The organism is Saccharothrix sp. NBAS 001, assembly GCF_056640475.1.
On sequence record NZ_CM153251.1, the window covers coordinates 8,051,739 to 8,071,381 of the forward strand.

Consider the following 19,643-nt stretch of genomic DNA (forward strand, 5'->3'; position numbering starts at 1 on the left):
GCGTCAGCCGACGATCGCCTGCCAGGCGGCGACCACGGCGAACACCGCGAAGATGGTGCCGCTGACCCGCTGGATCAGGTGGGTCGGGATGCGGCCGGCGATCTTGCGGCCCACCAGGACCGCGATGCCCGCCACGACGACCAGCGCCAGGAACGCGCCGACGCCCACGAACACCGGGGCGTCGTAGCGCGCCGACAACGCCGCCGTGGCCAGTTGTGACGCGTCGCCCCACTCCGCCGCGAACAGCACGCCGAACGACGTCAGCGCCGCCCGCCAGAACGACACCGCCGGCGCGGTCGAGCCGTCGGACGACTCCTCGTCGTCCTTGGCGAAGCTCTCCTTGAGCAGCAGGAACGCGCCGACGCCGAACAGCGCCGCCACGACGCCGGCGACGAGCCGGTCGGGCAGCAGGGTCAGGACGCCGCCGAACGTCGCCGCCACCACGCACTGGATGGCGAACGCCGCGGTGACGCCGACGAACACCGGCCAGGCCCGGTAGCGGGTGGTGAGGACGAGGGTGGCGACCATCGTCTTGTCCGGCAGTTCGGCCAGGAAGATGACGCCGAACGCCGTAGCGAGCGCGATGAGTTCCGGTGCCACGGGTACCTCCACGTCCGGTGGAACCCGGACGGAGGCAGCACGACCCCGACCGGGCGTGATGCACTGCCCGGCCGGAGGTCTCGTTCGCCCGTCGTGAAGACGGGTGAGGGACCGGATCCGTTCGAAGACGGACCAGTATGTCGATCACCTCGCCGGACCGCTCGGCACAGACACGGTCGCGGGAACTACTCCCCTCTGGCACCGCCCAGTGTAGTCCACGCATCCGTGCAGGTCGACGTGACGCCGCCCGCACCGGGGGACCTTGGTCCCGGCCCCGACGGGACCGTCGTACCTGAGCGGGAACGTGCCCGCCGACTTACCGTCGTGGCCGTGGAAGTTCTGGACCTGGCGCGGTGGCAGTTCGGCATCACCACCGTCTACCACTTCTTGATGGTGCCGCTGACGATCGGGCTGTCGCTGCTGGTCGCCGGGATGCAGACGGCCTGGGTGCGCACGGGGAACCGCAAGTACCTGGCGATGACCAAGTTCTGGGGCAAGCTGCTGCTGATCAACTTCGCCATGGGCGTGGTGACCGGCATCGTGCAGGAGTTCCAGTTCGGCATGACCTGGAGCGCCTACTCGCGGTTCGTCGGCGACGTGTTCGGCGCGCCGCTGGCGATGGAGGGCCTGGTCGCGTTCTTCGTGGAGTCGACCTTCCTGGGCCTGTGGATCTTCGGCTGGGACCGGCTGCCGCGCAAGGTGCACCTGGCCTGCGCGTGGGCGTTCTCGCTGGCCACGATGGCGTCGGCCTACTTCATCCTGGCCGCGAACTCGTGGATGCAGCACCCGGTGGGCGCGCAGCTGGTCGACGGCCGGCCCCGGCTGACCTCGATCTGGGAGGTGCTGGGCAACAACACCGTGCTCGCGGCCTTCCCGCACACGATCTTCGGCGCGTTCGCGGTGGCCGCCGCGTTCCTGGTCGGCATCGCCGCCTGGCACCTGTGGCGCAGGTCGGCCGAGGAGCCGGTGTGGCGGTCGTCGGTCAAGCTCGGCACGTGGGTCGGCGTGGTGGCGTTCGCGGGCCTGGCGATCAGCGGCGACTTCCAGGGCAAGCTGATGTTCGAGCAGCAGCCGATGAAGATGGCCGCCGCCGAGGCCCTGTGCCACACCGAGTCGCCCGCGTCGTTCTCGGTGTTCGCGGTCGGCGACGTGACCCGGCCGGACTGCGAGAACGTCAAGAGCATCACCGTGCCCGCGCTGCTGTCTTTCTTGGCGCACAACGACTTCAGCACCGAGGTGAAGGGCATCGAGGACCTGATCCCGATGTACCAGGAGAAGTACGGCGCGAACTACCCGGTCGACGAGCGGCTGGGCGAGCTGTCGGGCAAGCCGATCGACTACGTGCCCAACCTGATCGTCACCTACTGGGGCTTCCGGCTGATGATCGGCTTCGGCGCGATCTCGGCCGCGACCGGGCTGCTGGTGCTGTGGCTGATCCGGGGCGGCCGGGCGGTGCCGCGCGGCCGGTGGTTCCGGTGGCTGGCGCTGGGCAGCATCGCGACGCCGTTCCTGGGCAACAGCTTCGGCTGGATCTTCACCGAGATGGGCCGCCAGCCGTTCGTGGTGGTGCCGAACCCGACCGGCGTGGACGGGGTGTGGATGTTCACCGCGCGGGCGGTCTCGAACTCGACCGTGGGCGAGGTGCTGACCTCGCTGATCGCCCTGACGACGGTCTACGGCGTGCTGGCGTGCGTCGAGGTGTTCCTGATCCGCAAGTACGTGCGCGGCGGGGTCGCGGGTGTGCTGCCGGACAAGAAGCCCGACGAGCCGGACAAGAAGAGCGACGACGACGTGCTGTCGTTCGCGTACTGAGGGGGAGCCGTGGAGACGTTCTGGTTCTGCGTGATCGCCCTGCTGTGGCTGGGCTACCTGTTCCTGGAGGGCTTCGACTTCGGCGTCGGCATGCTGCTGCCGGTGCTCGGCCGGGACGAGACCGAGCGGCGGGTGCTGATCAACACGATCGGCCCGGTGTGGGACGGCAACGAGGTGTGGCTGCTGGTGGCGGGCGGCGCGACGTTCGCCGCGTTCCCCGGCTGGTACGCGTCGCTGTTCAGCTCGACCTACATCCCGCTGGTGCTGTTCCTGCTCGCGCTGATCGGGCGCGGGGTGGCGTTCGAGTACCGGGGCAAGGTCGACTCGGCGCGCTGGCGGCGGGTCTGGGACGGGGTGATCGTGGCCGGCTCGTGGGTGGCGGCGCTGGGCGTGGGCCTGGTGCTCACGGCCAACGTGTTCGGCCTGCCGCTGGACGCCGCGGGCGACCGGGTGGGGTCGCCGTTCGCCGCGATCACCTGGGAGAGCCTGCTGGGCGCGCTGGCCGTCGCCGGCTACGCCCTGGTGCACGGCGCGGTGTTCCTGTCGCTCAAGACCGAGGGCGAGGTGCGGGAGCGGGCGCGCGCCATCGCGTTGCGGGTCGCGCCGGTCGCGTTGCTGCCGCTGGTGGTCCTGCTGCTGGTGGTGCAGATCCGGTTCGGCTCGGTGGGCACCTACGCGGCGGCGATCGTGGTGGCGCTGGCGGCGTTCGGGGCGCTGGCCCGGCTGGCGCTGCGGCGGGAGGGCCAGGCGTTCGCGCTGATGGGTGTCGCGGTGGCGGCGTCGGTGGTGGCGCTGTTCGGCGCGCTCTACCCGAACGTGCTGCCCTCGACGCTGGACCCGGCGTTCTCGCTGACCGTGGAGAACACGGCGTCGAGCCCGTACACGTTGACGGTGATGACGTGGGTGGCCGCGTTCGGCACCCCGGCCGTGCTGGTCTACCAGGGCTGGACGTACTGGGTGTTCCGCAAGCGGATCGGCACCCGGCACATCCCGGAGGTGCACACGCCCTAGGTCTCCGGCGTGGGTGGGGGCCGCCAGTTGGCGTCCTCCACCTCGCGGATCAGGAACGACCCGTCGTCGGGGTCGACCACGGCGGTGAGCAGCCGGCCGGGCGTGTAGCCCGGACTCATGGCGCACCGGTAGTCGGCCTCGAACGGCGCGACGTCCGGCCCGCTGATCCGCAGCACCATGTCGACGCGCTCGTCCTCGCCGCCGTCGCCGCGCGCGGACAGGATCTCGGCGGTCGCGGGCAGGCCCACCTCGTCCAGCCGCAGCAAGCGCTTGCGCGTCCGGGTCGTGCCGCGCCAAACCCCGATCCCCAGCGGGGTGAGCAGCGCGGTCATCACGGTGCCGACGACCATCTGCGCGGACCACAGCCCGTCGTCGGTGTAGCCGTACCACGCGGTGATCGGCCCGGCCAGGCCGAACGCCAGGCCGAGCAGCCGCCACCCGACGTTCGGGCCGCGCCCGACCCCGACCACGTCCACCAGGCCGTCACCCATGCGTGGATGTTAGGGAAGAACGTTCACGTTGTCGGCAGGATCACCCGGAAAGCCGCACCCCGGCCCGGCGCGGTGACCAGCTCGACGCGCCCGCCGTGCGCCTCGGCGGTGGCCCGCACGATCGCCAGGCCCAGCCCGGTGCCGCCGTGGTCGCGGCCGCGCGCGGCGTCGGTCCGGTAGAACCGCTCGAACACGTGCTCCGCCTGCTCGGGCGTCAGCCCCGGGCCGCGGTCGACGACCTCGACCGAGTCGGCGGTGACCCGGACCTCGACCGGCGCGTCCGGCGGGGTGTGGGTGAGCGCGTTGTCCAGCAGGTTGCGCAGCGCCCGGCGCAGCCTCGGCTCGTCGCCGGGCACCCGCGCCGCGCCGTCGGGCAGGCTCAGCGTGATCGTCCGGTCCGGCGCGAGGGCGCGCGCGTCGTGCACCGCGTCGGCGGCGAGCACCACCAGGTCGACCGGCGCGCGCAGCGGCGGCGGCTCCTGCTCCAGCCGGGCCAGGTGCAGCAGGTCCTCCACCAGCAGGCCCATCCGGGCCGCCTGCTCCTCGATCCGGCGCAGCGCGTCCCGCGGGGTGGCCGCGCCCTGCCGGTACAGCTCGGCGTAGCCCCGGATCGAGGTGAGCGGGGTGCGCAGCTCGTGGCCGGCGTCCGCGACGAACCGGCGCATCCGCTCCTCCGAGCGCCTGGCCGCCCGCTCGGACCGGGCGCGGGCCAGGAACGCGGCCTCGATCTGGCCGAGCATCGCGTTGAGCGCCGCGCCCAGCCGGCCCACCTCGCCGCGCCCGCGCACCGGCACCCGCCGGGACAGATCGCCCGCCGCGATCAGCTCGGCGGTCGCCTCCACCTCCTCCAACGGCCGCGTCCCGCGCCGCACCAGCGCGTGCCCCGACGCCGCCATCAGCACCAGCGCCCCCGCGCTGATCAGCAGGAACGCCCGCCGCAGGTCGTCGACGGAGGCGTCCACGTCGGCCTGGCCCACGGCCACCACCAGCTCCGCGTCGCCGGAGCGGCGCATCACCGCCCGCCAACGCGGCCCGCCGTCGGACGGCACGGTCACGTGCTCGCCCTCGACCATCGCGCCGAACGGCGGCAGCACCGGCGGGTGCTCGGTCGAGGTCAGCTCGGTGCTGTGGTCCGCCGTCCGCAGCACGACCGCGTCCTGCTGGAGCGGCCCCCACCCCCGGCCCTGCCGCGCCGCCGCCGTGCTCACCCGGTCCAGCCGGGCGTCGACCTGGTCGAGCAGGTAGCGCCGCATCACCTGGGAGCCGAGCAGCCACGTGCCGAACAGGCCCGCCGCCGCGAGCGCCACGACGATCAGCACCAGGTGCACCCGCAGCGGCACGGTCAGCCCGGCAGCCGCAGCACGTACCCGACCCCGCGCACGGTGTGGATCAGGTGCGGTTCGACGTGGTCGACCTTGCGCCGCAGGTAGGAGATGTAGGACTCGACCACGCCCACCTCGCCGTTGAAGTCGTACTGCCACACCTGGTCGAGGATCTGCGCCTTGGACAGCACCCGGCCTGCGTTGCGCAGCAGGCAGTGCAGCAGCTTGAACTCGGTGGGCGAGAGGTCCACCGGCCGCCCGGCCCGGCGCACCCGGTGGCTGTCCACCTCCAGCTCCAGGTCGGCGTAGCCGAGCGTCGGCTCGGGCTGCGGGCTGGTGCGGCGCAGGATCGCGTTCACCCGGGCGATGACCTCCTCCAGGCTGAACGGCTTGGTGATGTAGTCGTCGCCGCCGATGGTCAACCCGGTGATCTTGTCGTCGGAGGCGTCCCGCGCGGTCAGGAACAGCACCGGCGTGGTGTGGCCGCCCGACCGCAGCCACCGCAGCACGTCGAACCCGGTGCGGTCGGGCAGCATCACGTCCAGCAGGACCAGGTCCGGCGCGGACTTCTCCACCTGCCGCAGCGCCTCGCCGCCGGTCCCGGCGGTGTGCACGGCGAACCCGGCGAACCGCAGGCTCACCGCGAGCAGTTCGCGGATGCTCGGCTCGTCCTCGACCACCAGCAGCGTCGGCACCGGACCCCTCCTATCGCCGGGTCACGGTCTGCGCGGCCACCGTGCCGTCGTCACCGGCCCGGCCCTGCACCACGACCTGGCTGCCCGGCGCCAGGTCGGCCAGCGCGCCCGCCTGCGCGACCTCCACCTTCGTGCTGTCCGAAGTGGACACCCGGACCACGGTGCCGTTCGCCGTCTTCACGTACAGGGTGGTGCCGTCGACGTGGTCGACCGTGCCCGCCGTGCCGCCGCCGGCCCGGGTCGGCCCGCCGCCGCCGGCGCGCTGCTGTTGCGGCCGGGCCTGCTCCTGGGCGGTCGGGGTGCCGCCGAACGCCTGGTGGGTGAGGACGCCGCCGACGAACGCGACCGCCATCAGCGCCGCCGCGCCGAGGATCGCGGTCGACCGGCCCACCGCCTGCGGGCGCGCGGTCAGGTCCGGTTCGGGCAGTGGCTGGTCCAGCGGGTTCACGGGGTGCTCCAAGGGTTTCACTCGTGCCGGAGGGCTTCGATGGGCCGCAGGTTCGCGGCCCGGCCCGCCGGGTAGCTGCCGAAGAACAGGCCGATCAGCGCCGACACCGCGAACGCGAGCAGCACCGACGACGGGACGAGCACCGGCTGGATGCCGGCGATGGTGAACCGGGTGCCGACCACGCCGACCAGCACCCCGAGCGCGCCGCCGAACACGCTGAGCAGCGTGGCCTCCACCAGGAACTGGCCGAGCACGCTGCCGCGCGGCGCGCCCACGGCCTTGCGGATGCCGATCTCGCGGATCCGCTCGGTGACCGTGACGAGCATGATGTTGGTGATGCCGATCCCGCCCACCAGCAACGAGATCGCGGCCACCGAGGCGAGCAGCACGGTGAACGTCCCGGTGGTCTGGGTGCGCGCGGTGAGCAGCTGCTCCTGGCTGAGCACCCGGTAGTCGGCCTGGCCGTCGGTGATCCGGTGCCGGCCGTCGAGGATCGCGGCGACCTCGGCCTGCGCGCCCGCGACGGCGTCCGCGCCGTCGGCCTGCACCACGATCTGGCTCAGGCTCTTGAACCCGGTCAGCGCGCTCTGCACGGTGGTCAGCGGCGCGACGGCGGTGTCGTCGGCGTCCTGGAGGCCGCTGGAGCCCTTCGCGTTCAGCACGCCGCGCACGGTGAACGGGATGTTGTTCACCAGCAACGACTTCCCGACCGGGTCGACGCCGGGGAACAGCTCCTGCGCGACGGTCGCGCCGATCACCACGACCTTGCGGGCCTGCCGCACGTCCTCGTCGGTGAACAGGCTGCCCTGCGCGGGCGTGGACTTGGTGGTGTCGAAGTAGGTCGGGTCGCTGCCCAGGAACTGCGCCACCGACCGGCTGCGGCCCTGGTAGCCGGCCGTGGCCTGGGTGGAGCTGACCGGTGACGCGTGCTCGACGCCCGGCGCGCCCGCGATGGCGTCCGCGTCGGCCTGGGTGAGCTGCGCGCCGCGCTGCGGCGAGATGGTCAGGATGTTGGTGCCCAGCCCGGAAATGCTGTCCTGCACGGCCTGCGCCGCCCCGTTGCCGACGGCGAGCAGCAGGATCACCGACGCGACCCCGATCAGGATGCCGAGCGTGGTCAGCGCCGAGCGCATCTTGTTGGCGGCCAGGCCGCGCAGCGCCGACGCGGCCAGGTCCAGCGGCCTCACGCCAGCACCCCGTCGGTGACCCGCACGGTCCGCGAGGCGTGCCCGGCCACCTCGTCCTCGTGCGTGATCAGCACGACCGTGCGGCCCGCGCCGTTGAGCCGGTCCAGGACCTTGAGCACCTCGTCGCTGCTGCGCGAGTCCAGGTTGCCGGTCGGTTCGTCGGCCAGCACGATCGCCGGGCTCGTCACCAGCGCGCGGGCGATGGCCACGCGCTGCTGCTGGCCGCCGGACAGCTCGTTGGGCCGGTGGGACCCGCGGTCCGCGAGGCCGACCAGGTCCAGCGCCGCCTCGGCCCGGGCCCGGCGGTCCTTGCGGTTGAGCCCCGCGTAGACCAGCGGCAGCTCCACGTTCGCCAGTGCCGTCGTGCGCGGGACGAGGTTGAACGACTGGAAGACGAACCCGATCTTCCGGTTGCGCAGCAACGACAACCGGCGCTCGCCGAACTCGCCGGTGTCGATGCCGTCGAGCAGGTAGCGGCCGGAGGACGGGACGTCGAGGCAGCCCAGGATGTTGAGCAGGGTCGACTTGCCGGAGCCGGACGCGCCCATGATCGCCAGGTACTCGCCCTCGGCCACGGTGAGGCTCAGGCCGCGCAGCGCGTGCACGGCGGTGTCGCCGGACCCGTAGGTCTTGGTGACGTCGCGGACCTCGATCACCGGGGTCACCGGCCCGCGCCCCGGTTGCCGCCCGCGCCGGGGAAGTTCTGGCCGGTGCGGTTGGTGTTCTGCTGCGTCGGCGCGGTCACCTGCGGCAGCACCACCTGCTCGTTCTCGGTGAGCCCGGAGGTGATCTGGACGTACTGGTCGCCGCGCACCCCGACCTCGACGTTCTTCGCGGTCTCCCGGCCGTTGTCGAGGACCCGGACGGTGGTGCCGGTCAGCGCGGCGACGGGGATCGCCAAGGCGTTCTTGGCCTCCGCCACGGTGATCTCGACGCCGGCGGACTGGCCGGGGCGCAGCCCCTCCGGCGGGTCGGCCAGCGACAGCGCGACGCCGTACTGCACGACGTTCTGGGCGGTGGTGGGCAGCAGGTCGACCTGGGTGACCTTGGCCTGCACCGACCGGTCGGGCAGCGCGTTCACGGTGACGGTGGCCTGCTGGTCGGCCTTGAGCCGGGAGACGTCGTTCTCCGCCACGTTCGCCTTGACCACCAGGTTCTTCAGGTCCGTGATGGTGATGAACGCGCCGCCGCCGGCCGACGCGGTGTTGGCGGTGTTGCCGGAGTTGCCGCTCGACCCGCTGCCGGTCTTCTTGCCGACCTGGCCGGTGACGGCGGTCACGGTGCCGTCGGCGGGCGCGGTCAGGGTGGCCCCGGCGAGGTTGTCCTGGGCCTGGGCGAGGGCGAGGGTGGCCTGGTTGACCGCCGAGCGCTGCCCGGCGGTGGGCGACTTGGCGTTGGCCAGGGTGTCGCGGGCCTGGTCGAGGTTGTCCTGGGCGATGTCGACCTGGAGTTGCAGCTGGGTGGTGTCGAGGGTGGCCAACGTCTGGCCCTTGGTCACCGCGTCGCCGGGCTTGACCCCGATCGTGGTCACCACGCCGGACGTGGTGAAGTCGAGGTCGGCCTGGTAGGCGCTCTGCACCGCGCCCGCGGCGGTCACCACCTGGGCGACGTCACGGGTGGTCGCCGCGGCGGTGCGGGCGGTCGAGGGCGCGGCGGTGCCGGTGTCGGCGAAGGCCAGGTATGCGCCGGCCCCGGCGGCGACCAGCACCACCACCAGCGACCCGTTGACGATCCACGTGCGGCGTGTCATGGAGTCCGATCCTCTGGGTCCCGGCTGTGCGGGGCCTGCGAGTTTCCTGGGAGTCCGCTGAAGGGTGCGTCGCCGGGGTTGCGACCGGACGGCGCAGCACCCGGCAGGACCTAGGTCCCGTGCCGGACGGGACCGTCGTACCTGAGCGGGATCGACCTGCGGCAATTACCGTCGTGCCGTGAGCGTCCCCGGAGCCCCTTCCGCCAAGAAGCCGGGGAAGGGTCCGCTCGGCGCGCTGCCATCCCTTTCGCCGTCGGCGCGCCGGGCGTTGGCCCTGTGCGGGGGACTGGCGGCCCTCTCCGCCGGCGCCCTGGTGTGGCAGGCCGTCGCCCTGGCGTCCGCGCTGGTCGCGGGCGGATCGCTGTGGTCGTTGGCGTTCGCGGTGTGCGCACGGGCCGGGCTGGCCTGGGCCACCGAGACGGTCGCGGCGCGGGCCGCCGCCGGCGCGAAGGAGGAGCTGCGCGCGGCCGTGCTGGACCGGGCGCTGGGGCTGGGACCGGCGTGGATCACCGCCCGGGGCCCGGCCGAACTGGCCGTGCTGGCCACCAAGGGCCTCGACGCCCTGGACGCCTACTTCACCCGCTACCTGCCCGCCCTGGTGACCACCGCCGTCGTGCCGGTGCTGGTGGGCGCCTGGATCCTGGCCACCGACCCGACCTCGGCCGTGCTGATCGCGGTGACCCTGCCGCTGATCCCGGTCTTCGCCATCCTGATCGGCAAGTTCACCTCGGCCAGGGTCGCGGCGGCCGCCGCCGCGCTCGAACGGCTCTCCGGGCGGCTCGCCGAACTCGTCCGGGCGCTGCCCGTGCTCAGCGCGTTCGGCCGGGCCGAAGCGCAGGCCGCAGCGGTGCGCGCGGTCGGCGAGCGCTACCGCAAGGCCACCATGGGCACGTTGCGGGTCGCGTTCCTGTCCGCGCTCGTGCTGGAGATCGTCGCGTCGCTGTCGGTCGCGCTGATCGCGGTCGGCATCGGGCTGCGCCTGGTCTCCGGCGAGCTGACCCTGCTCACCGGCCTGATCGTGCTGATCCTCGCGCCCGAGTGCTACCTGCCGCTGCGGGCAGCCGGAGCCGCGCACCACGCGTCCGAGGACGGCGTGGAGGCGGTGCGGCGGGTCGCCGAGGTGCCCGTGCCCGCGCCGCGCGAGCCCGCCGGACCGCGCGTGCTCGGCCGGCTGACCGTGGCCGCGCGGGTGCGCGGACCGGCCGGCCAGGTGTCCGGCGTCGAGGTGCGCAACCTGCGGGTGCGGCGGCGGGACCGGTTCGCGCCGGACGGCATCAGCCTCGGCGTGCGGCCCGGCGAGGTGCACCGGCTGGACGCCCCCAGCGGCGCCGGCAAGTCGACGCTGTTCGCCGTGCTGCTCGGGTTCGTGCCGGCCGACGGCGGTGAGGTGCTGGTCGACCGGGACGCGATCGCCTGGGTGCCGCAGCGGCCCGCGTTCGCCGGCCGGACCGTCGCCGACGAACTGGAGCTGACCACCGGCCGGGTCGACCTCGACGTGCTGGCCGAGGTCGCCGCCGACCACCTGGTCGACCGGCGCATCGCCGACCTGTCGACCGGCGAGCGGCACCGGGTCGCGATCGCCCGCGCGCTGACCCGGGTCGCCGACGGCGCGACCGTGCTGCTGCTGGACGAGCCGACCGCGCACCTCGACCCGGCGACCGCCGCCCTGGTCATGGCCGCCGTCCAGCGGGCCGCCGACCGGGGCGCGGCGGTGCTGCTGGCCACCCACCGGGTCGTCGAGCGCACCGACGCGGCGGTGGTCGCGGCGCACGTGGACCACGAAGTCGGCCGGTCGTCCCTTCCCCGGACGCCCCGGCCGACCGCCCGGGTGCTGGCCGGGGCGGCACTGGGGGTTGCCGCCTCGGCCGGCGGCGTCGCGCTGACCGCGCTCGCCGCGTACCTGATCGCCAAGGCCGCCACCCAGCCGCCGATCCTCACGCTGTCCGTGCTGGTCGTCGGCGTGCGGACGTTCGCGCTGGCCAAGGGCGTGCTGCGGTACCTGGAACGGCTCGTGTCGCACGACGCGGCGTTCCGCTTCGCCGAGCGGCTGCGGGTCCGGCTGTGGCAGGGGCTGCGGCCGGGACGGGCGGAGCTGACCCGGCTGGTGGACGACGTCGACGCGGTCCGCGACCTGGTGCCCAGGGTGTTGCAGCCGCCGCTGGTCGCGGCCGGGGTCGGCGCGGCGGCGGTGGTGCTGTTCGCGCTGATCTCGCCGGCGGCCGGGCTCGCCCTGGCGGTGGCGCTGGTCGTCGGGGGGACGCTCGCGCCGCTGGTCGCGGTGATCGCGGAACGGCGGGCGAGCACCGTGCTGGCGCGCGGGCGCCGGCAGGTGTCGGAGGACGTGCTGACGCTGCTGACCGCCGCGCCGGACCTGATCGCGTTCGGGGCGGACCGCAAGGCGCGGGCGGCCCTGGCCGACCACGACGCCGAACTGGCCGCGTTGGCGCGCAGGCAGGCGTTCGGCGCGGGGGCCGCGACGGGGGTCGTGCACCTGGCGCTGGGGTTCGCCGTGGTGGCGTGCACGGCGGTGGCCTCGGGGGTCGACCCGCTGCTCGCGCCGCTGCTGGGGCTGGTGCCGCTGGCGCTGGCCGAAGTCCTGGGGACGCTGCCGGCGGCGGCCCAGCACCTCGGGTCGCTGCGCGAATCGTACGGGAGGATTGTTGAACAATCGGTTCGGCGCCCCCCGGTCGTATCCAAGCAGGAGCCACCGACGATTCCGCGCGCCGAACAGGTGCTCGTCGGGCAGGCTCGCGCCGAGGACGTGCGCGCCGAGGTCGTGGGCGTCGGGCAGGCGGGCGTCGAGGACGTGCGCGCCGAGGACGTGGGGGACGTCCCGGCTGCTGCGGAGCGGGTCGGTCCGCTGGTGCCACAGCGGACCGACCCGCGGGCCGGCGACGCCGTGGTGCTGGAGCACGTCACGGTCGGGTGGCCCGGAGCCGCCGCGCCCGTGCTGGAGGACGTGACCTTCCGGGTGCCGCGCGGGGCCAAGGTCGCCGTCGTCGGCCCGTCCGGCGCCGGCAAGTCGACGCTGTTCGCACTGCTCCTCGGGTTCGTGGACGCGTCGGCCGGGATCGTCCGGCGACCCGCCCGGATCGCCTGGTGCCCGCAGGAACCCATGCTCGTCACCACGTCCGTGCGCGACAACCTGCGCATCGGCGACCCGGCGGCGACCGACGACGCACTGCGGGACGTGCTCGCGCGCGTCGGGCTGCGGCTCGACCTCGACACCGAGATCGGCCCCACCCTGCTCTCCGGCGGCGAAGCCCAACGGGTCGCGCTCGCCCGCGCCCTCCTGCACGACACCGACGTCCTGCTGCTCGACGAACCCACCGCGCACCTCGACGAGGAGTCCGCCCGCGCCCTGCTCGACCTCGTCGACGGACTCGACCGGACCGTCCTGCACATCACCCACCGCCCCGACGAGGCGGCACGCGCGGACCTGGTGTGGGAGGTGTCCCACGGGCGGGTCGAGGTCGGGGCCTACCGTTGACCGCCGTGGACCCCGCCCTGGTGCTCGCCGCGTCGACCGAGATCACCACCGCCGCGCTCGCCGGCGACGACCCCGACGCCGTGCTGCCCCTGGTCGTGCGGCGCGCCGTCGAACTCGCCGAAGCCGACCTCGGCCTGGCCATGGTCACCGGCGACGACGGCACCCTCACCGTCGAAGCCTCCTCCGGCGACGACGACCCGGTCGGCATCGTGCTGTCCGACCGGTCCTCCGCAGCCCGCGCCGCCCGCACCGGCGTCCCCGTCGTGTCCGACGACTTCACCACCGACCCGCGCACCGCGCCGTTCGTGCCCAAATCCCTGCGCGGCTACGGACCGTTCGCGGTCGCGCCCTTCGGCACCAACGAACGCCGGATCGGGGCGCTGGCCGTGTACCGGCGCAAGAGCGCCACGCCGTTCAGCACGGACACCGTCGACGTGCTCACCGCGTTCGCCGCCCAGGCCGGGCTCGCCGTCGTGCTCGCCGAGGGGTTCACCGCGCGCCAGCGGATAGCGGTCTACCAGGAGCGCGAACGGATCGCGCGCGACCTGCACGACGTGATCATCCAACGCCTGTACGCGACCGGCGTGCAGCTCGACCTGCTCGACCGGCGGCTGAAGCTCGACGGGCGCGAAGCCCAGCGGCTCGCCGACTGCGTCGACCAGCTCGACCAGACCATGGCCGAGGTCCGGGCCACCGTCCGCGCCCTGCGCAGCGCCGACCCCGGCCGGCCCGGCGACGCCGACCTGCGCGGCTCGGTGCTCGCCGAAGCCCACACGGCCGGGGAGCTGCTCGGGTTCGAGCCCGAGGTGCGCCTGGACGGCGAACTCGGCCAGGTGCCGCCCGAACTCGCCGACCACGCGCGCGCCGCGCTGCGCGAGGCCCTGTCCAACGTCGTCCGGCACTCCGGGGCGCGCACCGTGCAGATCGGCCTCGCCAAAACCGGTGCGCGGCTCGTGCTGCGGGTGTCCGACGACGGGTGCGGCATCCCGCGCGGCGTCGCCCGGCGCGGACTCCGGCACCTCGAAGAACGCGCCCTCGCTGCGGGCGGCGGCTGCGAGGTCTCGTCGTCCCCGCGCACCGGCACCACGATCACCTGGCACGTCCCCCTCACCCCGGCCACCCCGACCTGACCGGCCACCCCGGCCGGCCGTCAGCGGGAGCGGCGGGCCACCCACGCGGCGGCCTGGGTGCGGCGTTCCATGCCCAGCTTCGCCAGCACCGACGTGACGTAGTTCTTCACCGTCTTCTCCGCCAGGAACAGGCGCTCCGCGATCTGCCGGTTCGTCATGCCCTCGCCGATCAGCTCCAGCACCCGGCGCTCCTGCTCGGTCAGCGCGTCCAGCGCGTCCACCTCCGGCGGCCGGCGCATCCGCTCCAGCACCCGGGCCGTGGTCTGCGAGTCCAGCAGCGACCGGCCCGCCGCCACCTCCCGCACCGCCACCACCAGGTCCTGGCCCCGCACCTGCTTGAGCAGGTAACCCGACGCCCCCGCCATGATCGCGCCGACCAGCGCCTCCTCGTCGTCGAACGCGGTCAGCACCAGGCAGCGCACCCCCACGTCGCGCAGCCGCCGGCACAGCTCCACCCCGGTCCCGTCAGGCAGCCGGACGTCCACCACCGCCACGTCCGGACCCGTCGCGGACGCGCGGACGAACGCCTCGTCCACCCCGCCCGCCTCGGCGACCACGGTGATGTCGTCCTCGTCGTCGAGCAGTTCCCGCAGTCCCCTGCGGACCACTTCATGGTCGTCGACCAGCAACACGCGCACGGGCACGAACCCACCATAGGTCGAATGCCGGTACCGGCCGCACACCGACGCCAAGACAGTGCAAGGCATGCTCGTACGCGTGATCGAGGAAGCCGACCGGATCGTCGTCGGCCGACTGGTGCTGGAACTGTGGGGCGCGCACACCGCCGTGGCCCACGGCCAGGTCTTCTTCCCCGCCAGCCTGCCGGGATTCCTGGTCGAACACCAGGAACAGGTCGTCGGACTGCTGACCTACGCCTCGTCGGACGGCCTGATGGAGATCGTCACCATCGACGCGCTGCGAAGAGGCAGAGGGGTCGGCACGTCCCTGGTCGACGCGGCCGTCCAACGCGCCCGCCAGCTCGGCTGCTCCCGAATCCGGCTCACCACCACCAACGACAACCTCGACGCGTTGCGGTTCTACCAGCGCCGGGGATTCCGGCTCACCGCACTGCGCCCCGACGCCGTCCGCGAATCCCGCCGGCTCAAGCCCGAGATCCCGTCGGTCGGGGACTACGGCATCCCCATGACCGACGAGCTGGACCTCGAACGATGGATCGCACCCCGGTAGTTGTCCACAGGAGCCACCCTGGTTGTCCACAGACTTGTGCACAACCGGTGTGACCTGGACAACACCGGTTTCACCTGCTGGACAGCGCGCTGAACACCTCGTCCCAGGCGGCGGCGACCTGCCGCGCGCACGTCTCCGGGGCGACCCCACCCACCCCCGTGCCCAGACCGGGCATGGCGATCGTGCGCACCACCTCCCGCAGGGGACGGCCGTCCTCCAGCCGGCCGTCCCGCCACAGGCGCAGCACCGCGCGCGCCGCCAAGTAGGGGTGCACGGTGTCCGACGGCAGTTGCTCGGCCGGTCGGCGCATGGTGGGTGCGCTGATCAGCCACTCCGGCTCGGTCTCGCCGGTCGGCACCACCATCGCCTCGCCCACCGGCAGCTCGCCGCCGTGCAAGGCCAGGATCCCGCTGCGCACATGCGCCTCTACCAAAGGAAAAGCGCGGGCGTACACGGCGTCGATCCCGCCGCGCATCCAACCCGAGGAATTCGCCGGGCTCACCACAGCCTCGGCCACGATGTCGAGCACCGAACCCCGGTGCACCTCGACCCCGTCACGGCCGTCGGCGACACCCGACCACGCTGTCGCGAGCGGCTCGTCGACAGCGCAGAGCACCAGACGGGGAACAGCAACCGGAGCGTTGATCTCACCCTCCGTATCGGCGGACACAGCCGCAAGCATTCCAGGACACAGGGGTCGGGTGGAACGGGGGCAGGCACCCGCCGGGCGGGTGATCCTCGCCTCAGCGGCGATCACTTGCCGTGGTGCTCGTATCGTTGCGTCCGTGCTCGCCTACTTCGGACCGCAGGGAACCTTCACCGAGCAGGCCGCGCGCGCCTTCTCCCCAGCCGACCCCGCCTACGACCGACTCGTCCCGTTCGACACCGTGCCCGCGGCCCTGGCCGCCACCCGGCGCGGCGAGGTCGACGCGGCGTGCGTGCCCGTGGAGAACTCGGTCGAGGGCGCGGTGCCGGCCACCATGGACGCGCTGACCGAGGGCGAACCGCTCGTCGCGGTCGCCGAGACCGTGCTCGACGTGCGGTTCAGCGTGCTCGTGCGGCCGGGCGCGGGCGAGCCCAAGACCATCGCCAGCCACCCGCACGCCCTCGCCCAGGTTCGGCACTGGATCGCCGAACACCTGCCGGCCGCGACCGTCGTCGCGACCACGTCCACCGCCGCCGCCGCGCGATCGGTGCTGGCGGGCGAGTTCGACGCCGCCGTGAGCGCGCCCGTGGCCGTCCAGCACTACCCGCTGGAGGTGCTGGCGACCGACGTCGCCGACGTGCGCGACGCGAAAACCCGCTTCCTGCTCCTGCGCCGCCCCGGCCCGCTGCCCGAGCCCACCGGCCACGACCGCACGTCCGTCGTGGTGACCGCCACCGACCGGGTGGGCGCGCTCTCGGACCTGCTGACCGAACTGGCGCTGCGCCGGATCAACCTGACCCGCATCGAATCCCGGCCCACCAAGGGCAGGCTCGGCGAGTACCGGTTCTACATCGATTTGGACGGGCACGCGGCCGAACCCGGCGTCGGCGACGCACTGGCCGCGCTGCGCAGGCACTGCCCGGACACCCGGTTCCTCGGCTCCTACCCGAAAGCCGAGCCGGCCGGATCCCCCGCCGGCGCCGGGGATCCCGTGGCGGGAAGCGGGAATCCGGTGGCGGGCAACGAAGATTTCGTGGCCGCGGCCGAGTGGGTCGCGTCGCTGAGGGAAGGACTGGGGGCGTGAAACTCATCCTGGCCAGACACGGGGAAACCGCGTCGAACCTGAAGATGGCGCTCGACTCGAAACCACCGGGCCCGCCGCTCACCGAAGCCGGCGTGGTGCAGGCGGACGCGCTCGCGGCGTCCCTCGCGGCGGAACGGGTGGTCGCGGTCTACGCGAGCACGGCCGTGCGGGCACAGCAGACCGCCGCCCCGGTGGCCGCCGCGTTCGGCCTGGAGGTCGAGGTGGTGCAGGGCGTCCAGGAGATCTTCTGCGGAGACCTGGAAGGCCGCCACGACAAGGAAGCCTTCGAACTCTTCCTGGCCGCGGTCCACCAGTGGGCGGCCGGCAACCTCGACGCGACCATCCCCGGCGGCGAGAGCGGCCGCCAAGTCCTCGACCGCTTCCTGAACGCCATCGACAAACTGGCGGCCCGCCACACCCCGGACGACACCTTCGTGGTCGTCAGCCACGGCGGCGCGGTCCGGATGGCGGCCCTGGCCCTGGCCACCAACGTCCAACCGGCCCTGGCCGAGACGGGCCTGCTCCCCAACACCGGCCGGATCATCCTGGAGAACACCGGCGGCGGCTGGGTCTGCACCTCGTGGACCGGCGTGGACACCATCGACATCCCCGCCTGACCCACCGCACCGCACCGCCCTGCCTGACCGCCCGCACGGCCCTGCCTGACCGCGCGCACGGCCCTGCCTGACCGCGCGCACAACGCGCGAACGTCCGCGTGCGACGCGACCGGCTCGCGCGCGACGCGCGACCACCCATGCGACGTGACCGGCTCGCACAACGCGTGACCACCCGTGCGACGCGCGACCGCCCGCACGACGACCGCCCGCACGACGACCGCCCGCACGACGACCGCCCGCACGACGACCGCCCGCACGATGACCGCCCGCACGACGACCACCCACACAACCGCGACGCGCAGCGACCAGACCGGCCGCACAACACGCGACCCGCTCGCGCGACCCAACCGACCGCAGGACCCGACCGCCCGCACGACGGGACCACCCGCACGACCCGACCGACCGACCGCACGACCGCCCGCACGACCGCCGGGACACCCGCACGTCCGGTCGCCGACGTTCGACTCCTGGCACGCGCCTGGCACGGACGTCGGCCCCGGCACGCGCCCGGCACGTACGCGGCCGGCACGGGGTCGGCCCAGCACTGTGTTCGGGAGCGATGTGTCCCGGTGCCTCTGTTGCTCGCCGCCGCGCCTCCTCTTCGTTCACGGCAACGAAATTCTGGCACGAAAGATGCCCGGATCACCGGTTCTTCAGTTCATCGGGCGGATCTTGTACGGAATCGGCGGGTGCTCCCTCGGGCGACGTTTCCGCTGGTAGTGGGCCTGTGGGTGGTTCGGGCTAGCCCCAGCCCAGTTCGTGGAGCTTGGCGTCGTCGATGCCGAAGTGGTGGGCGATCTCGTGGACCACGGTGATCGCGACCTCCTCCACCACGTCGTCCTCCGTGTGGCAGATGTCCAGGATCGCTTCCCGGTAGATCGTCACCCGGTCCGGCAGGACGCCGCCGTAGTCCGAAGTCCGCCTGGTCAGCGCGATCCCGTGGTAGAGCCCGAGCAGGCCCGGGTCGTCCGGGTGTCGGTCCTCCACCAGGACGACCACGTTGTCCATCGCCGCCGCGAACTCCGGCGGGATCAGGTCGAGGGCTTCGCCGACCAGTTCCTCGAAGCGCTGTCGGGACATCTCCGCCGGCACGGCGTCACCTCGTGGGCTCGGTCGTGGTGGTGCTGGTCACGGTGGGCTTGTCGGAGGTGGACGTGGCCGCCGACGACGTGTTCGCGCTCGACTTGGACTCCGAGTGCAGCGGCGCGCCGGTGGGCTCGTCCTGCTGCACCGCCGTGGTCTGGGGCGGGTTGGCGGTGGTCAGCGGTGGGGCGTTGGGGTTGCGGATGGTCTTCTCCCACGCCGTCAGGCCCTTGTTGTCCGGGGCCGGGGTGGCGCCCACCTTGCAGTTCGCCCGCCGCGAGCCCGCCGCCCAGCTCTCCTGCGCCCTGGTGTCCCACGTCACGATCAGGCCCTTGGCCTTGAAGTCGATGCCGCCGCTGTACTCCGCCGCGATCCGGGTGCACTCGCCGGACATGGTCTCGTCCTGCTTCTCCAACGGCGGGAAGTCGCCGGCCGGCAGCGTCACCACGCCGACGATCTCGAACGTGTGCGGCTTCGCGCAGTCCACCGGGTCGCCGACGCCGAGCGCGTCGGTGATCCCCAGGCACACGCCCGGGTCGTAGACGGCCGACTGGTCCTGGGTCTTCGCCGTCCCGTACGCGGGCAGCAGGCCGCCCGCGGGCCCCGCCACCTGCAGGCCGCAGCGCAGCGTCCGCTGGCCGGACTGCCACAGGCGCTCGCCGGGGTTCAGCGGGCCGACGGTGTACTTCCCGGCCGGGTCGAACTTGCCGCCCAGGTAGGCCAGCGACGTCTTCGCGCAGCGCTCCTCGCTGATCTTCTGCCACTGCTCGTCGGTCGGGAACGGGGCCTGCGGGCCGTACGCGCCGCTGATGTCCTCGACACCGGTGACCTCGAACATGTGCTGCGCCTTGCAGTCGACCTTGGCCACGTCCGAGAGGTTGCGCCGGCCCCAGTTCAGGCAGTCCCCGGCTTGCGAGGTGTAGACAGGGTTGACGACCTCGGTCGTGCCGCCTACCACCCCGCCGGCGCCGACCGGCCACGACGTGAACGTGCTCAGCCCGAGCAGCGTGAACGCGCCGACGAACGCACCGAGCATGACCAACTGGTCACCTCGGCGAAACCAACGCGGGCTCGTGGACATCTACTCCA

The 19,643-nt window shown here is 73.3% G+C and carries 19 protein-coding genes; 7 read left to right on the forward strand and 12 right to left on the reverse strand.

Features of this window, described 5'->3' with window-relative positions:
• Positions 1-3 precede the first annotated feature (3 nt).
• Positions 4-600, reverse strand: a complete 597-nt coding sequence (locus AC0HI0_RS35440) for a TMEM165/GDT1 family protein (protein WP_480927833.1) — start codon at positions 598-600, stop codon at positions 4-6.
• Between the two features lie 330 nt (positions 601-930).
• Here AC0HI0_RS35440 and AC0HI0_RS35445 point away from each other — a divergent pair, with 330 nt between their 5' ends.
• The gene (locus AC0HI0_RS35445; RefSeq protein ID WP_480927834.1) at positions 931-2,412 is read left to right on the forward strand and encodes a cytochrome ubiquinol oxidase subunit I; all 1,482 of its coding nucleotides are present in this window, start codon (positions 931-933) and stop codon (positions 2,410-2,412) included.
• 9 nt (positions 2,413-2,421) lie between these two features.
• Entirely contained in the window at positions 2,422-3,423 is a 1,002-nt protein-coding gene (gene cydB / locus AC0HI0_RS35450; RefSeq protein WP_480927835.1) for a cytochrome d ubiquinol oxidase subunit II, read from the forward strand.
• Here the strand turns inward: cydB and AC0HI0_RS35455 are convergent.
• Genes AC0HI0_RS35455 through AC0HI0_RS35485 form a run of 7 tightly spaced genes read right to left on the reverse strand, consistent with a single transcriptional unit; the run spans position 3,420 to position 9,316 of the window.
• On the reverse strand, positions 3,420-3,914 hold the full coding sequence (locus AC0HI0_RS35455) for a hypothetical protein (protein ID WP_480927836.1): 495 nt from the start codon (positions 3,912-3,914) through the stop codon (positions 3,420-3,422). The two genes, cydB and AC0HI0_RS35455, sit on opposite strands and share 4 nt — an antisense overlap.
• 23 nt (positions 3,915-3,937) lie before the next feature.
• Positions 3,938-5,254, reverse strand: coding sequence for a sensor histidine kinase (locus tag AC0HI0_RS35460; RefSeq protein ID WP_480927837.1), 1,317 nt, complete (start codon positions 5,252-5,254; stop codon positions 3,938-3,940).
• 2 nt (positions 5,255-5,256) lie between these two features.
• Positions 5,257-5,931: a response regulator transcription factor gene (locus tag AC0HI0_RS35465; RefSeq protein ID WP_480927838.1), complete on the reverse strand. Its 675-nt coding sequence runs from the start codon at positions 5,929-5,931 to the stop codon at positions 5,257-5,259.
• A 10-nt stretch (positions 5,932-5,941) separates the two neighbouring features.
• Positions 5,942-6,379, reverse strand: a complete 438-nt coding sequence (locus AC0HI0_RS35470; protein ID WP_480927839.1) for a hypothetical protein — start codon at positions 6,377-6,379, stop codon at positions 5,942-5,944.
• A 17-nt stretch (positions 6,380-6,396) separates the two neighbouring features.
• The gene (locus AC0HI0_RS35475) at positions 6,397-7,566 is read right to left on the reverse strand and encodes an ABC transporter permease (protein ID WP_480927840.1); all 1,170 of its coding nucleotides are present in this window, start codon (positions 7,564-7,566) and stop codon (positions 6,397-6,399) included.
• Positions 7,563-8,231, reverse strand: a complete 669-nt coding sequence (locus AC0HI0_RS35480; protein WP_480927841.1) for an ABC transporter ATP-binding protein — start codon at positions 8,229-8,231, stop codon at positions 7,563-7,565. Before AC0HI0_RS35480 ends, AC0HI0_RS35475 begins: the two co-directional genes overlap by 4 nt.
• Positions 8,228-9,316 (reverse strand): efflux RND transporter periplasmic adaptor subunit, encoded by a 1,089-nt coding sequence (locus tag AC0HI0_RS35485; protein WP_480927842.1) that lies wholly within the window; start codon positions 9,314-9,316, stop codon positions 8,228-8,230. Before AC0HI0_RS35485 ends, AC0HI0_RS35480 begins: the two co-directional genes overlap by 4 nt.
• A gap of 178 nt (positions 9,317-9,494) precedes the next feature.
• Between AC0HI0_RS35485 and cydD the strand changes: the two genes are divergently transcribed.
• Both cydD and AC0HI0_RS35495 read left to right on the forward strand, forming a co-directional pair.
• On the forward strand, positions 9,495-12,806 hold the full coding sequence (gene cydD, locus AC0HI0_RS35490) for a thiol reductant ABC exporter subunit CydD (RefSeq protein WP_480927843.1): 3,312 nt from the start codon (positions 9,495-9,497) through the stop codon (positions 12,804-12,806).
• 5 nt (positions 12,807-12,811) lie between these two features.
• Positions 12,812-13,936 carry a GAF domain-containing sensor histidine kinase gene (locus tag AC0HI0_RS35495; RefSeq protein WP_480927844.1) on the forward strand — a complete coding sequence of 375 codons (1,125 nt, stop codon included), beginning with the start codon at positions 12,812-12,814 and terminating at the stop codon, positions 13,934-13,936.
• Between the two features lie 20 nt (positions 13,937-13,956).
• Here AC0HI0_RS35495 and AC0HI0_RS35500 read toward each other — a convergent pair whose 3' ends face one another.
• The gene (locus AC0HI0_RS35500; protein WP_480927845.1) at positions 13,957-14,580 is read right to left on the reverse strand and encodes a response regulator; all 624 of its coding nucleotides are present in this window, start codon (positions 14,578-14,580) and stop codon (positions 13,957-13,959) included.
• Positions 14,581-14,641: 61 nt separating this feature from the next.
• Here AC0HI0_RS35500 and AC0HI0_RS35505 point away from each other — a divergent pair, with 61 nt between their 5' ends.
• Positions 14,642-15,124: a GNAT family N-acetyltransferase gene (locus AC0HI0_RS35505; protein WP_480927846.1), complete on the forward strand. Its 483-nt coding sequence runs from the start codon at positions 14,642-14,644 to the stop codon at positions 15,122-15,124.
• 70 nt (positions 15,125-15,194) lie between these two features.
• Here AC0HI0_RS35505 and AC0HI0_RS35510 read toward each other — a convergent pair whose 3' ends face one another.
• Complete coding sequence (locus AC0HI0_RS35510; RefSeq protein WP_480927847.1) at positions 15,195-15,806, reverse strand: macro domain-containing protein; 612 nt, start codon at positions 15,804-15,806, stop codon at positions 15,195-15,197.
• A 103-nt stretch (positions 15,807-15,909) separates the two neighbouring features.
• On the opposite strand from AC0HI0_RS35510, the gene pheA reads away from it, so the two are divergent.
• Both pheA and AC0HI0_RS35520 read left to right on the forward strand, forming a co-directional pair.
• A complete protein-coding gene (pheA, locus tag AC0HI0_RS35515; protein WP_480927848.1) occupies positions 15,910-16,854 on the forward strand; it encodes a prephenate dehydratase in 945 nt (314 codons plus the stop codon).
• Positions 16,851-17,471, forward strand: a complete 621-nt coding sequence (locus AC0HI0_RS35520; protein ID WP_480927849.1) for a histidine phosphatase family protein — start codon at positions 16,851-16,853, stop codon at positions 17,469-17,471. Before pheA ends, AC0HI0_RS35520 begins: the two co-directional genes overlap by 4 nt.
• A 741-nt stretch (positions 17,472-18,212) precedes the next feature.
• On the opposite strand, the gene AC0HI0_RS35525 is transcribed toward AC0HI0_RS35520, so the two are convergent.
• Both AC0HI0_RS35525 and AC0HI0_RS35530 read right to left on the reverse strand, forming a co-directional pair.
• Complete coding sequence (locus AC0HI0_RS35525; RefSeq protein WP_480927850.1) at positions 18,213-18,563, reverse strand: metallopeptidase family protein; 351 nt, start codon at positions 18,561-18,563, stop codon at positions 18,213-18,215.
• A gap of 4 nt (positions 18,564-18,567) precedes the next feature.
• The gene (locus AC0HI0_RS35530; RefSeq protein ID WP_480927851.1) at positions 18,568-19,590 is read right to left on the reverse strand and encodes a septum formation family protein; all 1,023 of its coding nucleotides are present in this window, start codon (positions 19,588-19,590) and stop codon (positions 18,568-18,570) included.
• Positions 19,591-19,643: the final 53 nt, after the last annotated feature.

Bases quoted from the DNA above. Each gene is read 5' to 3' on its own strand.
- AC0HI0_RS35505 (WP_480927846.1), top strand. From the start codon at position 14,642: ATGCTCGTACGCGTGATCGAGGAAGCCGACCGGATCGTCGTCGGCCGA.
- AC0HI0_RS35530 (WP_480927851.1), bottom strand. From the start codon at position 19,590: ATGCTCGGTGCGTTCGTCGGCGCGTTCACGCTGCTCGGGCTGAGCACG.
- AC0HI0_RS35510 (WP_480927847.1), bottom strand. From the start codon at position 15,806: ATGCTTGCGGCTGTGTCCGCCGATACGGAGGGTGAGATCAACGCTCCG.
- AC0HI0_RS35455 (WP_480927836.1), bottom strand. From the start codon at position 3,914: ATGGGTGACGGCCTGGTGGACGTGGTCGGGGTCGGGCGCGGCCCGAAC.
- AC0HI0_RS35485 (WP_480927842.1), bottom strand. From the start codon at position 9,316: ATGACACGCCGCACGTGGATCGTCAACGGGTCGCTGGTGGTGGTGCTG.